This is a genomic window from Vannielia sp. (genome assembly GCF_029212645.1).
Classification (GTDB): domain Bacteria; phylum Pseudomonadota; class Alphaproteobacteria; order Rhodobacterales; family Rhodobacteraceae; genus Vannielia.
This window is the reverse complement of sequence record NZ_JARGND010000002.1, coordinates 22643-35667: the sequence shown is the minus strand read 5'-3', so window position 1 is coordinate 35667 and position 13025 is coordinate 22643. Positions and strand designations below refer to the sequence as shown.

At 64.4% G+C, this 13025-nt stretch carries 12 protein-coding genes; 6 read left to right on the top strand and 6 right to left on the bottom strand.

Features of this window, described 5'->3' with window-relative positions:
* Positions 1–2136 (top strand): aldehyde dehydrogenase family protein (locus P1U55_RS00875; protein ID WP_301045578.1); only part of this gene is annotated, 2136 nt, incomplete at its 5' end.
* Between the two features lie 159 nt (positions 2137–2295).
* A complete protein-coding gene (locus P1U55_RS00870) occupies positions 2296–3135 on the top strand; it encodes an alpha/beta hydrolase (protein WP_301045577.1) in 840 nt (279 codons plus the stop codon).
* A 310-nt stretch (positions 3136–3445) separates the two neighbouring features.
* On the opposite strand, the gene meaB is transcribed toward P1U55_RS00870, so the two are convergent.
* Entirely contained in the window at positions 3446–4426 is a 981-nt protein-coding gene (gene meaB / locus P1U55_RS00865) for a methylmalonyl Co-A mutase-associated GTPase MeaB (RefSeq protein ID WP_301045679.1), read from the bottom strand.
* Between the two features lie 68 nt (positions 4427–4494).
* Between meaB and hrpB the strand changes: the two genes are divergently transcribed.
* Both hrpB and truA read left to right on the top strand, forming a co-directional pair.
* Positions 4495–6942 (top strand): ATP-dependent helicase HrpB, encoded by a 2448-nt coding sequence (gene hrpB, locus P1U55_RS00860; RefSeq protein ID WP_301045576.1) that lies wholly within the window; start codon positions 4495–4497, stop codon positions 6940–6942.
* Positions 6943–6977: 35 nt separating this feature from the next.
* On the top strand, positions 6978–7748 hold the full coding sequence (gene truA / locus P1U55_RS00855; RefSeq protein WP_301045575.1) for a tRNA pseudouridine(38-40) synthase TruA: 771 nt from the start codon (positions 6978–6980) through the stop codon (positions 7746–7748).
* A gap of 30 nt (positions 7749–7778) precedes the next feature.
* Here the strand turns inward: truA and P1U55_RS00850 are convergent, their stop codons facing one another.
* The 3 genes from P1U55_RS00850 to P1U55_RS00840 all read right to left on the bottom strand — a co-directional run bounded on the left by P1U55_RS00850 (position 7779) and on the right by P1U55_RS00840 (position 9639).
* A complete protein-coding gene (locus P1U55_RS00850; RefSeq protein ID WP_301045574.1) occupies positions 7779–8279 on the bottom strand; it encodes a lipocalin family protein in 501 nt (166 codons plus the stop codon).
* Positions 8267–8875 (bottom strand): hypothetical protein, encoded by a 609-nt coding sequence (locus P1U55_RS00845; protein ID WP_301045573.1) that lies wholly within the window; start codon positions 8873–8875, stop codon positions 8267–8269. Before P1U55_RS00845 ends, P1U55_RS00850 begins: the two co-directional genes overlap by 13 nt.
* A 539-nt stretch (positions 8876–9414) precedes the next feature.
* Positions 9415–9639: a hypothetical protein gene (locus tag P1U55_RS00840; protein WP_301045572.1), complete on the bottom strand. Its 225-nt coding sequence runs from the start codon at positions 9637–9639 to the stop codon at positions 9415–9417.
* A gap of 296 nt (positions 9640–9935) precedes the next feature.
* Here P1U55_RS00840 and P1U55_RS00835 point away from each other — a divergent pair, with 296 nt between their 5' ends.
* Together P1U55_RS00835 and P1U55_RS00830 are read left to right on the top strand one after the other, a co-directional pair.
* Positions 9936–10751, top strand: coding sequence for a mannosyl-3-phosphoglycerate phosphatase (locus P1U55_RS00835; RefSeq protein WP_301045571.1), 816 nt, complete (start codon positions 9936–9938; stop codon positions 10749–10751).
* A 19-nt stretch (positions 10752–10770) separates the two neighbouring features.
* A complete protein-coding gene (locus tag P1U55_RS00830; RefSeq protein WP_301045570.1) occupies positions 10771–11991 on the top strand; it encodes a glycosyl transferase in 1221 nt (406 codons plus the stop codon).
* A 243-nt stretch (positions 11992–12234) separates the two neighbouring features.
* Here the strand turns inward: P1U55_RS00830 and P1U55_RS00825 are convergent, their stop codons facing one another.
* Together P1U55_RS00825 and P1U55_RS00820 are read right to left on the bottom strand one after the other, a co-directional pair.
* Positions 12235–12636 carry a hypothetical protein gene (locus P1U55_RS00825; RefSeq protein WP_301045569.1) on the bottom strand — a complete coding sequence of 134 codons (402 nt, stop codon included), beginning with the start codon at positions 12634–12636 and terminating at the stop codon, positions 12235–12237.
* Positions 12637–12842: 206 nt separating this feature from the next.
* On the bottom strand, positions 12843–13025 hold a 183-nt coding region (locus tag P1U55_RS00820; RefSeq protein ID WP_301045568.1), incomplete at its 5' end, for a hypothetical protein.

Below are 13025 nucleotides of genomic sequence, written 5' to 3'. Positions count from 1 at the left end.
GGCAGCGCCAAGGATATCGACGCCGCGCTCAAGGCCGCCCGCAAGGCCCAGCCCAAATGGGCGGCGCTTTCGGGCCACCAGCGTGCGCGCCACCTCTATGCCCTCGCCCGCCTGCTGCAAAAGCACAGCCGCCTGTTTGCGGTGCTCGAAACGCTGGATAACGGCAAGCCGATCCGCGAAAGCCGCGATATCGACGTGCCCCTTGCCACCCGCCACTTCTACTACCACGCGGGCATGGCCCAACTTGCCCCCACCGAGCTGGCAGACCGCGCCCCGCTTGGGGTTTGCGGCCAGATCATCCCGTGGAACTTCCCGCTGCTGATGCTGTCCTGGAAAATCGCCCCCGCGCTCGCCATGGGCAATACCGTGGTGCTGAAACCGGCCGAATTTACCTCCCTCACCGCGCTGCTCTTTGCCGAAATCTCGCTTGAGGCAGGCGTGCCCCCCGGCGTGATCAACATTGTCACCGGCGACGGCACCACCGGCGAGGCGCTGGTTGCCGCTCCGGTCGATAAACTCGCCTTCACCGGCTCCACCAGCGTGGGCCGCGCCATCCGCGAGGCCACCGCAGGCCGCGCCATCCCCCTCACGCTGGAGCTTGGCGGCAAGTCGCCCTACATCGTGTTCGAGGACGCTGACCTTGACAGCGCCGTCGAAGGGCTGGTCGATGCGATCTGGTTCAACGGCGGGCAGGTGTGCTGCGCGGGCTCCCGCCTGCTGGTGCAGGAGGGCATCGCCGAGGCCTTCCACACCAAGCTGCGCGCCCGCATGGATGGGCTGCGCATTGGCGACCCGCTGGATAAAAGCATCGACGTGGGCGCCATCGTTGACCCGAGCCAGCTAAAAAACATCACCGATATGCTCGCCGCCAACACCGAGGGCGAAACCTACCAAGCCGCCTCCCCCCTGCCCGCGGGCTGCTATTATCCGCCCACCCTCATCACCGGCCTCACCCCGTCTGCCCCGCTGATGCAGGAAGAAATCTTCGGCCCCGTCCTCGTGTCCACCACCTTCCGCACGCCCGACGAGGCGATCCAACTCGCCAATAACACCCGCTACGGCCTCGCCGCCTCGGTCTGGTCCGAAAACATCAACCTCGCGCTGCATGTCGCGCCGCAACTGGCCGCAGGCGTGGTTTGGGTGAACGGCACCAATATGTTTGACGCCGCCGCAGGCTTTGGCGGCGTGCGTGAAAGCGGCTTTGGCCGCGAGGGCGGATGGGAGGGGCTGATGGCCTACTCCAGGCCCGCCACAGCGCCCAAACCCGGCAAATCCCCCGAGGCGTTCAGCGGCAACGGCGCGCCCGCCGATCCACTCGACCGCACCGCCAAAATGTATATCGGCGGCAAACAGGCCCGCCCGGACAGCGGCTACTCCACCGCGATCCACTCGCCCAAAGGCGCGCTGCTGGGCCACGTTGGCACCGGCTCGCGCAAAGACATCCGCAACGCAGTTGAGGCCGCCGCCTCTGCCGCTGGCTGGGCCAAATCCTCAGCCCACCTGCGGGCGCAAATCCTCTTTTATATCGCCGAAAATCTCTCCGCCCGCTCTGGTGATTTTGCCAGCCGGATCAAGGAGCTAACCGGCAAATCCGGCGCACCAGAGGTTGAGGCCAGCATCTCGCGCCTGTTCTCCTATGCCGCCTGGTGCGACAAGCTCGACGGCGCGGCCAAGCCGGTGCCCCTGCGGGGCGTCGCGCTGGCCCTCAACGAGCCGGTGGGCATCATCGGCGCGCTTTGCTCCCCCGCCCAGCCGCTGCTTGGCCTCATCTCCGCCATGGCCCCCGCCATCGCCATGGGCAACCGGGTTGTGCTCGCCCCGTCGCAGCCCTTCCCGCTCGCCGCGACCGATTTTTACCAGGTGCTCGATACCTCCGATGTGCCCGCAGGTGTGGTCAATATCGTCACCGGCCCGCACGGCGATCTGGCCAAAACCCTGGCCGAGCATCTCAATGTCGATGCCGTCTGGAACTTCTCTGACCCCGCCCTTGATGCAACGGTCGAAAGGGCGGCGTCCGGCAACCTCAAGCGCACCCTCTGCCAACAGGTTGATTGGGCCGATCCGGCCACCGAGGGCCGCGATGTGCTCGCCGCCGCAACCGAGGTCAAAACCGTGTGGATTCCCTATGGCGTCTAGCGCGGCTGAGCGGCCCGCAGGCCCCCCGCGCGCCGCGTTCACACCTGCCACCCATGCGTTTTTGCATATGCATGGATTGTGCATGGGTTGTGCATCCCTTGTGCATGCTCTCTTTTTACGCTTAACGCCGCTGCGCAGCCCCAACCCTTGCGGTTTTGCATGAGCGTGGACCCCTACAATAACGTCGCCCACACCCCCGGTGCCGCCGAATTTCCGGTGCGCTGGGAAGATGAAGCGCGTGAATATCGCGCCATCGAAGCCGCCTTGGGCCGCGCCCGGCTCAACCAGCCATACGGCACGCATCCCAATGAAAAGTTTGATCTTTTCTTCCCCAACAGCGCCCGCCCCAAGGGGCTTGCGGTGTTTATCCACGGGGGCTATTGGCGGCGTTTCTCCCGTGGCCATTTCTCGCATTTCGCCGCCGGTCTCACCGGCAATGGCTGGGCCGTCGCCATGCCGGGCTATCCCCTTGCGCCAGAAGTGAAAATTCCCCAAATCACCGCCTCTGTCGCGGCCTCTGTCACCGCCATTTCAGCCCTCTTGCCCCGCCTGCCGATCAGCCTCGTTGGCCATTCCGCCGGTGGCCATCTCGCGGTGCGGATGCTGGATGAAACCCTGCCGATCCCGGCCGAGGTTCGCGCACGGTTTCAACGGGTTATGGCCATTTCCCCGGTTACCGATCTGCGCCCCCTGCTTGAAAACCAGATCAACCAGATCCTCGCCCTCACCCCCGCCGAGGCCGAGGCCGAAAGCCCGGTCAATCAGCCCGCGCCTGCCCTTCCGGTCCATACCATCGTCGGCAAATCCGAGCTTCCCGCCTTTCGCGATCAGGCCCGCTGGCTGGCCGAAGCCTGGCCCAAAAGCCGCCTCACCGAGCTTGAAAATGCCCATCATTTCAATGCGCTAAACTTCCTGACAGAGCCGGAGCATCCGCTCACCCGTTGGCTCATTCTGGACGAAGGGGCCGAGCAGCCAAACAGGCCCGCCCCCTCCGCCTGACACCACGCTCAGGGTTGGGCACCAAGCCACCACCACATCGCCGGGCACCCGGCGCAGCGTCATCTCAGGTCCGCCAAAAAATCGGCGAACGTGACTGGAAAGATTGGAAAATCGCAATTTCCGCGCAGGCCGCAGCCCCGGATTCATCGGAAATTTACGCCTTTCCTCTAGCGTCCCTACTGGGGAGTGGCCCCAGCCTCTGCCCAAACTCTACGCGAAAGTGGTAAAAACCTAAAGTGCGCGTCACACCACAAACCCGCGAGGGCCGCGAGGCACGGGTTTGCTGGCGAGATCGGATGAAGGAGTTACGCTAAGACCCTGATAAAGCGTCCAAAATCTCTGACGCCGCATCACCGGGGCTGCGCTTTCCCTCTGCAACCTCTTCGCCCATCCGCGCCATCCGCGCGGCCAGTGGTTTGTTTTCCGTGAGCTGCGCCAAAATCCCCTGGCGCACCTCTTCCTCAAACCAATGCTTCGCTTGCTCGGCTCTGGTTTGGTCCCAAATTCCATGCTCCCGCCGCCATTTCGCCAGCGTTTGCATCTCTTCCCAGGCCACCTCCAGCCCGGTGCCCTCCACCGCCGAAACCATCATCGCCTTGGGGAAGCCTTCCGGATCTTGTGGCCGTTTGCGCAGCAGTCGCAACGCCCCGGCATAGTCCGCACAGGTGCGCATCGCCACGTCCTTCAGCGGCCCATCTGCCTTGTTTATAAGGATGATATCGGCGATCTCCATGATCCCGCGCTTCACCCCTTGCAGCTCATCCCCGCCCGCCGGAGCCAGCAGCAGCAAGAACAAATCCACCATGCCCGCGACCATCGTTTCCGATTGGCCCACGCCCACGGTTTCGATCAGAACCACGTCAAATCCCGCCGCCTCACACAGCGCCACCGCCTCCCGAGTCCGCCGCGCAACCCCGCCCAAATGGCTTCGTGCAGGCGAGGGCCGGATAAACGCCAACGGGTGGCGTGAGAGCCGCTCCATCCGCGTCTTGTCCCCAAGGATCGAGCCACCAGAGCGCGCCGAAGATGGGTCCACAGCCAAAACGGCAACCTTAAGCCCCTGTTCCACAAGGAAAAGACCGAAGGCCTCGATGAAGGTGGATTTGCCCACACCCGGCGTGCCCGAAAGCCCGATCCTGAGCGCCTGATGCGTCTCATCGGCAAGCTCTGCGGCCAGCGCCGTGGCCTCTTCACGGTGATCCGCTCGCGCGCTTTCCACCAGTGTGATCGCCCGCGCCAAAGCCCGCCGTTCGCCTGCTTTCACCCGTGCCGCCAGATCAGCCAAGTCTATCGTGCCCATGCTGCCCCCATCGGTTTTCCCATGGTTTGCCCCGACGCGGCGGGGTATGTCCAGTGCCCATGAGCAAGGACGCAAACACAGCAGGCTGGGGTCTGCCGATTGACCCTGTGTTGCCCGAGGTCGTGGCCGCACTGGCCAGCGGCGGGCTGGCCGTGCTTCAGGCCCCTCCCGGCGCCGGTAAAACCACCGCCGTGCCGCTGGCTTTGCACGCTGCCGGGCTGGCCAAAGGCGGCAAGCTGCTCATGCTCGAACCCCGCCGCATCGCCGCGCGCGCTTCAGCCGAGCGGATGGCCGAGATGCTGGGCGAACCTCTTGGCCAAACAGTGGGTTACCGCATCAGGGGCGAGGCCAAAACCTCCGCCAAAACCCGGATCGAGGTGGTGACAGAGGGCATCCTCACCCGCCTCATCCAGTCAAACCCCGAGCTTCCCGGCATCGCCGGCGTCCTCTTTGACGAGTTCCACGAGCGCTCCCTTCAGGCGGATCTCGGCCTTGCCCTCGCGCTTGAATTGCGCGAGGCCCTGCGCCCCGATCTGCGCCTGCTGGTGATGTCGGCCACCCTCGATGCCGCTCCGGTCGCCGCACTGATGGGCGGCGCGCCGGTGATCACCGCAAAGGGCCGCAGCTACCCGGTGGAGCCGATCTGGGCCGAGGCCCCCGTCCCCGCCGGAACCCGCCTTGAACGGCCCATGGCCGACCTGATCGAGCGCGCCGCCCGCGAAACCAGTGGCGGGCTGCTCGCCTTCCTCCCCGGTGAGGGCGAAATCCGCCGCACGATGCAGGCCCTCCAGGGCCGTTTGCCTGCCGATATCACCCTTCATCCGCTCTATGGCGCCCTCCCCTTTGCTGCCCAGCGCGAGGCGATTGCCCCCGCAAAACAAGGGCGCAAACTGGTGCTCGCCACCGCAATCGCCGAAACCTCACTCACCATCGAGGGCATTCATGCGGTGGTGGATTCGGGCCGCGCCCGCCGCGCCCGGTTCGATCCCGGCACCGGCATGTCGCGGCTGGTGACAGAGCCGGTGAGCCGCGCCGAGGCCGAGCAGCGGGCAGGCCGCGCGGGCCGCCTCTCGCCCGGTCGCGCCTATCGGCTCTGGACCAAGGGCGGCCACGGCGCGCTGCCCGCCTATGCCCCTGCCGAGATCGAGGCGGCCGACCTCACCGGGCTGGCGCTCGAACTGGCGCTTTGGGGCGGGGCAGAGGGCTTGCACTTTCTCACCCCCCCGCCAGAGGGCACCATGGAGGCCGCCCGCCGACTGCTCACCGAGCTTGGCGCGCTTGATCCTGCGGGTCGCATCACGCCTCATGGCAAGGCGCTCGCCGCCACTCCGTTGCATCCCCGCCTCGCCCATATGCTGGCGCTGGCTGGCCCCAAGGCCGCCCCCCTCGCCGCCCTTCTGGCCGAGCGTGACCCCCTGCGCGGCGCGGGCACCGACCTTGCCAAGCGTCTGAAAGCCCTAAATAATCCCACCAGCGCCCCGCCGCAGGCCCGCCCCGGCCTCAAACGGATCAGCCATGAGGCCCGCCGCCTCGCTCGCTTTGCCGGCCGCGAAACTGCCCTCACCACGCCCCAGGCCCTCGCCCTCGCCTACCCCGACAGGATCGGCCTACGCCGCCCCGGTGACATGCCCCGCTACCTGCTCTCCGGCGGGCGCGGCGCGGCGATGGATGCGGCGGATGATCTGGCCGGGCAGCGCCTCATCGTGGTCGCCGATATCGAGGGCGAGGGGCGCGATGCCCGCATCCGCCTCGCCCTCCCGATCAGCGAGGGCGCGCTGCGCGATACCCCCGGCCTCACCCCGGCCTGGCATGACGTGACCGAGTGGTCAAAGCGCGAGCGGCGCGTCATCACCCGAAAGCAAGAGCGTCTCGGCGCCCTTGTGCTTGATGATCGCCACTGGCCCGACGCCCCGGATGAGGCCGTGGCCCGCGCCGCGCTGGAGGGCCTGCACGATCTGGGCCTGCCCCTCACCGCCAAGGCCCGCCGCCTGATCGCCCGCGTCGCCCTCGCGCGGGCCGATGGCGCCAACCTGCCCGATTGCACCCCAAAAGCCCTGCTGGCCGAGGCCGACACATGGCTGCTGCCCTACCTCACCGGCCTGCGCACCGCCGCTGATCTCACCCGGCTCGACATCACCGAACCGCTCAAGGCGCACATCGGCTACAGCGGGATGCAGGCGCTCAACAAGGCGGTGCCGCCCGCCTTCACCACCCCGCTGGGCCGCTCGATCCCGATTGATTACGCAGGCGAAAACCCCGAAATCTCGCTGCGCCTGCAAGAGATGTTTGGCCAGGCCACCCACCCCACCGTGGGCGGCCAACCGCTGCGCGTCACCCTGCTCTCACCCGCAGGCCGCCCGGTGCAAACCACGATGGACCTGCCGGGCTTTTGGGCCTCCTCCTACGCCGATGTGCGCAAGGACATGCGGGGCCGCTACCCGCGCCACCCATGGCCCGAAAACCCGCTGGAAGCCGATCCAACCCTGCGCGCCAAACCCCGCAAATGATTGATAGTCCCGCCCTTTCGCACTAGGCAAAGCCCATGCCCCGCTACGCTTTTCAGATTGAATATAACGGCGCGCCCTTCAAAGGCTGGCAGCGCCAAACCGCCCTGCCTTCGGTACAGGGAGCCGTTGAGGATGCGCTCGCCCGGCTGGAGCCCGGCCCCCACACCATCGCCGCCGCAGGGCGCACCGATACCGGCGTGCATGGCCTGGGGCAGGTGGCCCACGCCGATCTCGCCAAACCGTGGGAGCCGTTCCGCCTGCAAGAGGCGCTCAACCATCACCTGAAGCCGCTTCCGGTGGCGGTGGTGGCCTGCGCGCAGGTGGCGGATGACTGGCACGCGCGCTTTTCGGCCAGGGCGCGGCACTACCTCTTTCGCCTCGTCACCCGCCGCCCGCCGCTCACCCATGATGCGGGCCTTGCCTGGCAGGTGCCCGGCCCCCTTGCCCTCGCCGCCATGCAGCAGGCGGCGCAGCATCTGCTCGGCCAGCATGATTTTACCACCTTCCGCGCCAGCGAATGCCAGGCGAAATCCCCGGTCAAAACGCTGGACCGCCTCGACATTGCAGAAATCGCCTACCCCCAAGGCCGCGAGTTCCGCTTTTCCCTTTCGGCCCGGAGTTTCCTGCACAATCAGGTTCGCAGCTTTGTTGGCACGCTGGAGCGGGTTGGCGCCGGGGCCTGGGCACCTGATGATGTTTTAACCGCTCTGCAAGCCTGTGACCGCGCCCAATGCGGCCCGGTTTGCCCGCCTCACGGGCTTTACTTGCGCTCGGTCGATTATGATGAGCATGTTTTTGGCGGGTAAGGGGTGGCCTCGCAACCGCTCAAAAATCGCTCAAAAATCGGCGCGTTTCAGGGCCGCTACATCATAGCCCGCCCAGTCAAGGATCTCTTTCGCCGCCCTCAGCCGGTCTGGCCCGATGGCACCGCGATCAAGGATCACGCCAAACTGCCCCGAGGGGGTGCCCAGCACCAAGGTGCGGTAATCGGCGTCATGCCAGAGCACCCACCAGGGCGCGTTCATCCGCCCGGTAAGCCCCTCCGGCTCCATCCGTCCGGGGCCGGACGCCTGCAAAAGCGCCGCCCCTGCCCCGCTTTCCAGCCGCACACCACCGGCAACGGGGGTAAAGGTTGCGCGGCAAATCGTGCAGGGGCCGCGCGGGCGAAACGAGGCAACCTCGCGCCACTCGCCCTTCAGCCGCGCCGGATCAAACAGCACGATCGAAGAGATCGGCGCGTTAAGGTTTCGGTATGCCCCCTTCGGCGCAGAGGGCTGCACGCAGCTGGCCAGCAGCAACGGCAACAGCAGGGCGGCAGCGCGGGCTATTCGATGCAAATTTTCACCACCCGGCCATTTTCAAGCGCGTCATAGCAGCCAAACAGCGGCTGAACCGGGGCACAGGTGCGCGATTTTGCAAAGCAAATCCCCTCGCAATCAGAGCTGTCATCGCAGGGTTTGTTGGCATCCCGCGTCGGTGTCACGCACACAAAAGTCCCGCCCTCGCTGCGGCGGACAAACCTGCCTTTCGCCTTTGTGCATTGCTTTTGCTGGCTCACCAACGCTGGCGGAATCGGCGGTGGCGCGGGCTTTTCGGCCTCGGGGGCCGGCTCTGCCGCCTCATCCGTCGCTTCGGCGTTTGAGAGCGGCTGCGGGGTGCTTGGGTCAGGCTGGGGAAGCAGATCGTCAGCCTCATCAGGCGTGCGCGCCGCTTCGGGTGGCGCCAGCGCCGGATCGGGCCTGGCCTCTTTTCCGGGGCGGGATCTGGGGCGGGTCTGGTCTGGCCCGGCAACAGGCGCATCGGCGGCGGCGGTTGGATCCACCTCAGCCTCCGCCGCGCCATCCCCGGGCATGCAGCCGGTGAGCGCAAGGCACCCCGCCAGCATCGCTGAGTAAATCACCGCCCGCACCGCGCGCCCCTTTGCCCTTTTCATCGCGCCAAACCCTGCCCAGATGTGCCGCTGATGTCCAGTCACAACCGCTATATCTGGGGTGGTTCCGGCCGCTTGAGCCGCAACATCCGGGCGCGGTAAACCTCGCCGATCCCCTGCATTGGGCCTTCCCCCAGAACGTGGACACTGCCGCACGCCGCGCCTCCGTCGGCACGCCAAAGATCGCCGACCCCATGAAAGGCCGCGATGCGGCCCAAGCCAGCGCAAAATGTATTGGATCAATCCCACGCTCAGAGGCCGGTGCCACACCGGCGCTCATAGCGGTTTCGCCAACGTCATGCGCTCTCCCAGACCCGCGTTTGGTGAGGCGCGGGCCCTCTGACCGAGCGCCATTCGGTTTGCGTGCCGCGCTCAGCCTCGCTGGTTCGGCGGGCAAATGTCATGGCGCAAAGGCATTAGGTTGGCACCGTAGATCGGCACCACCAAGAATGCGGTAATGTACGGGATATCTGTCCCTCTAGCGGTATGAGTCGTGGTGCAATGGAGAGCACGGCCCCGTTGGCAAGGCGCAGCAGCACGGATCAATGCGAGGTCGGAGGCACCGTTGAGGCCGTTTTGCCGGGAGGCGGTGCAATCTCGGTTTCGCGCGTTATGTAAGAAAGCGCCAATACCCCCAAACCAATCAGCGAGCCGCCCATGTAGGCCACCAGCAGCCATAACCAATGCGGATCGAACAGGCCCCAGACAGCAACCACGCTGCCTATCCCGAACACGAACAATATTGCCACCGCAGCCAACAACAGCATGTCTCCCGCACAGCCAATTCAAGCTCCATTTGAGCCGGAATAGGTTTCCAATTCGTCACTATTTGGGTGAAACAATGACAGCTTTCGCCAACGGCAATCTTCTGCTCTCACGTCTCTTGTGTTGCCAATCATTGGGGGGGGCAGCTATTGAAAACAAGGTAAAAATGCGCCGCACCGCGGCATGGAACCGTCCATTTCAACGCGGTGACAGGCGAAAAACCACGCCGATGCTACGGCGCAGCATAGTGCGGCAAGCTGTAGCCAAGCCTGCCGCCGGATGATAGGAATTGCAGCGTATGTCGGGCCTTACACATAACACCCCTGCGCCGCTCATCGTCTTTACAGACCTTGATGGCACCCTTCTGGACCATGAAACCTATAGCTTTTCCGCAGCGCAGCAGGCTCTCGAAGCTGTGAGTGCGGCAAATATCCCCCTGGTCCTCGCCTCCTCCAAAACTGCCGGAGAAATGGCCGATCTGGCTCAAAGGCTTCCATGTTCCCCGGCGGCGCTGATCGTAGAAAACGGCGCAGGCGTGGTTTGGCCGGGTGAGTCTCTGGCCGCGCAAACCCGCCACGCGGAGCTGCTCAGCGCCCTCGCCAGCCTGCCGCCTCAGCTGCGTGCCGGCTTCTCTGGCTTTTCGGAATGGGGCGCTGCGGGCGTGGCGGCCGATACCGGCCTGCCCCTTGACGCCGCCGCCAAGGCCGCAAAACGCCAGTTCTCCGAGCCAGGCCGCTGGCAGGGGGATGAGGCCGGGCAATCCGCCTTTATCGCGGCCCTCGCGGCCAAGGGAATCACCGCGCGGCATGGCGGGCGTTACCTCACCCTGTCGTTCGGGGCCGACAAGGCCAACCGCATGGCCGAGGTCGCCGCCCGCCTCGCCCCAAAGGCCCGCCGCATTGCCCTTGGCGATGCCCCTAATGACGCCGCCATGCTTGAAGCCGCCGACCTCGGCATCATCGTGGCCAACCCGCACGGCACCCCCCTGCCGCCGCTCAAGGGAGAAGGCGCAGGCCACATCCGCCGCACTTCCCTGCCCGGCCCGGAAGGGTGGAACCAGGCGCTGTGCGAGATACTTATATCACAAGGGCTCCTGCCCGCCGAACAGACCTGACAAGAGGGACACCAGACACTTGGCCGATTTCCATCAAAGCGGTTCCGTCGCCACCCTGCACAACCTGCGCACCCTCGATCCCGCCGCCATGGCGCGCGAGCTGAAGGTGATCGCCAGCACCCGCAAGATCACCCTGATCCTGCCATCGCTGTTTTCCGAGCTGGAGGGCGAGGCGCTGCCTGCGATCCTTGATGAGCTGTCACAGGTTGAGTTCATCAGCCACATCATCATTGGCCTCGACCGCGCTGATGAGGCGCAATACCGGGAGGCCAAACAGTTTTTCTCGCGGCTCCCGCAAGAGCATATGGTGCTCTGGAACGATGGCCCCCGCCTCACCGCGATTGATGAGCGTTTGCAAGCCCTTAACCTCTCACCACAAGAGCCGGGCAAGGGGCGCAACGTGTGGTTCTGCATGGGCTACGCGCTGGCGCAGGCGGATAGCGCGGTGATCGCGCTGCATGATTGTGACATCCTCACCTACAACCAGGATATGCTCGCCCGCCTCGTTTACCCGGTCGCCAACCCCAACTTCCCCTACCAGCTTTGCAAGGGCTTTTACCCCCGCGTCGCCGATGGCAAGCTGAACGGGCGTGTCTCCCGCCTGCTGGTCTCTCCCATCCTTGTGGCGCTGAAAAAGGTGATCGGCGATCACGATTACCTCGATTACCTGCGCGGCTTCCGCTACCCGCTGGCGGGCGAATTTGCCATGCGCACCGGGATCCTCTCCGATATGCGCATCCCGTCTGACTGGGGGCTTGAGATTGGCGTGCTGTCGGAAGCGTGGCGCAACCTCAGCCCCAAGGCCGTGTGCCAGGCCGAAATCGCTGACCGCTATGACCACAAGCACCAGCCGGTGAGCGAGGAAGACAGCTCCACCGGCCTGTCGCGCATGTCGATTGATATCTGCAAGGCGCTGTTCCGCAAGCTCGCCGCCGATGGCACGGTGTTCACGCCAAACCTGTTCCGCTCGCTCAAGGCCACCTACTACCGCACCGCGCTTGATATGATCGAAACCTATGCCAATGACGCCGCAATGAACGGCCTCCACGTGGACCGCCACAAGGAGGAAACCACGGTTGAGCTGTTTGCCGCCAATATCGTTGAGGCCGGCGCGATCTTCCTCGAAAACCCGATGGAAACCCCCTTCATCCCCAACTGGAGCCGCGTCCACTCTGCCGATCAGGACCTGATGCGCGACATGGCAAAGGCGGTGTTGCAGGACAACGCCGAGTTTGGCTGAGGGGGGGCAAGGGCGATTTGGGTTCAAGGGAGCAAATGGCGGGAGAGAGCTCAATGTGTAAGATACTGCGCATTGCATGAATGACCGCTCATGAGAGCTACCAAAAACCTTTAACAACCACGTAGGTTTTGAACGGGGTTTTTGGCAGCGTCAATCGGGGTAGTTTTCGCGTGTTCCAAAAAGGAGGGTTTTTGGAACGGCTCTGATGCCTGCTATGAAGGTTTACGACTTACATCTGATACATTAATTTGAATTTGTTTTTGCTGTCTCAATTTGCGCTAGCAGCGCGTCCCACCGCTCTGAGCGGTCGCTGTTTTGTAAGGACAGTGCAACAGACTCGCCCAATCGCTCCAAGTCGCGTCCGTCTCGCTTGTGATCGTCTATATCCATATCCAAGAAACGAAGTGCTTGATCGAAATCTCCTAAAGCAATTGCCGCACCCCACGCCCCACCAGCTGATATTTGTTGGCCTTTGCGTGATGCTAAATCTTTAAAGACCACGCGCGAAAAGAGGGATACTTCTCTGACTGCGCTTAGGAAGTCGACTTCAACCGTCGCTGAGCGCTCTTCATAAGGTTTAATGAGCGATGCCTCTAATTCTCTGACAGCCCTTAGCAATATACGAGACGATGCGATCTTATCCATTCGTTCAAATGTCCTCATTTCTTTGTGGGTCCGCGCTCAAATCTGAGCTTTGTAACGTCTACGAGATTTCTCCCAAAAACCACCGTTTGTGGAACTGTTCGCCGAACCGGGCATTGGTGCGTCTGCCGCAAACGGCAGAAAATCCCGCCTTCCGGGCCTCTGCACAGCCATAAGCCAACGTCCGGAGCCACGCGCCCCGACCGGACTCAAGCCGAAGGCGCCGGTCGAGCGCCTGCCCGTCCGGCGGGCTGGCGCTTCCTCACCATCAGCGCATCGAATGACCGGAAGATGACCTTGCAACCATAAAGCGCTTCCGAATGACCATCATAGCACCATCCCACGGGCCGGCGCGCGACCGTCTTGGGTTGGCGCTGGTTGGATGGCAGAAA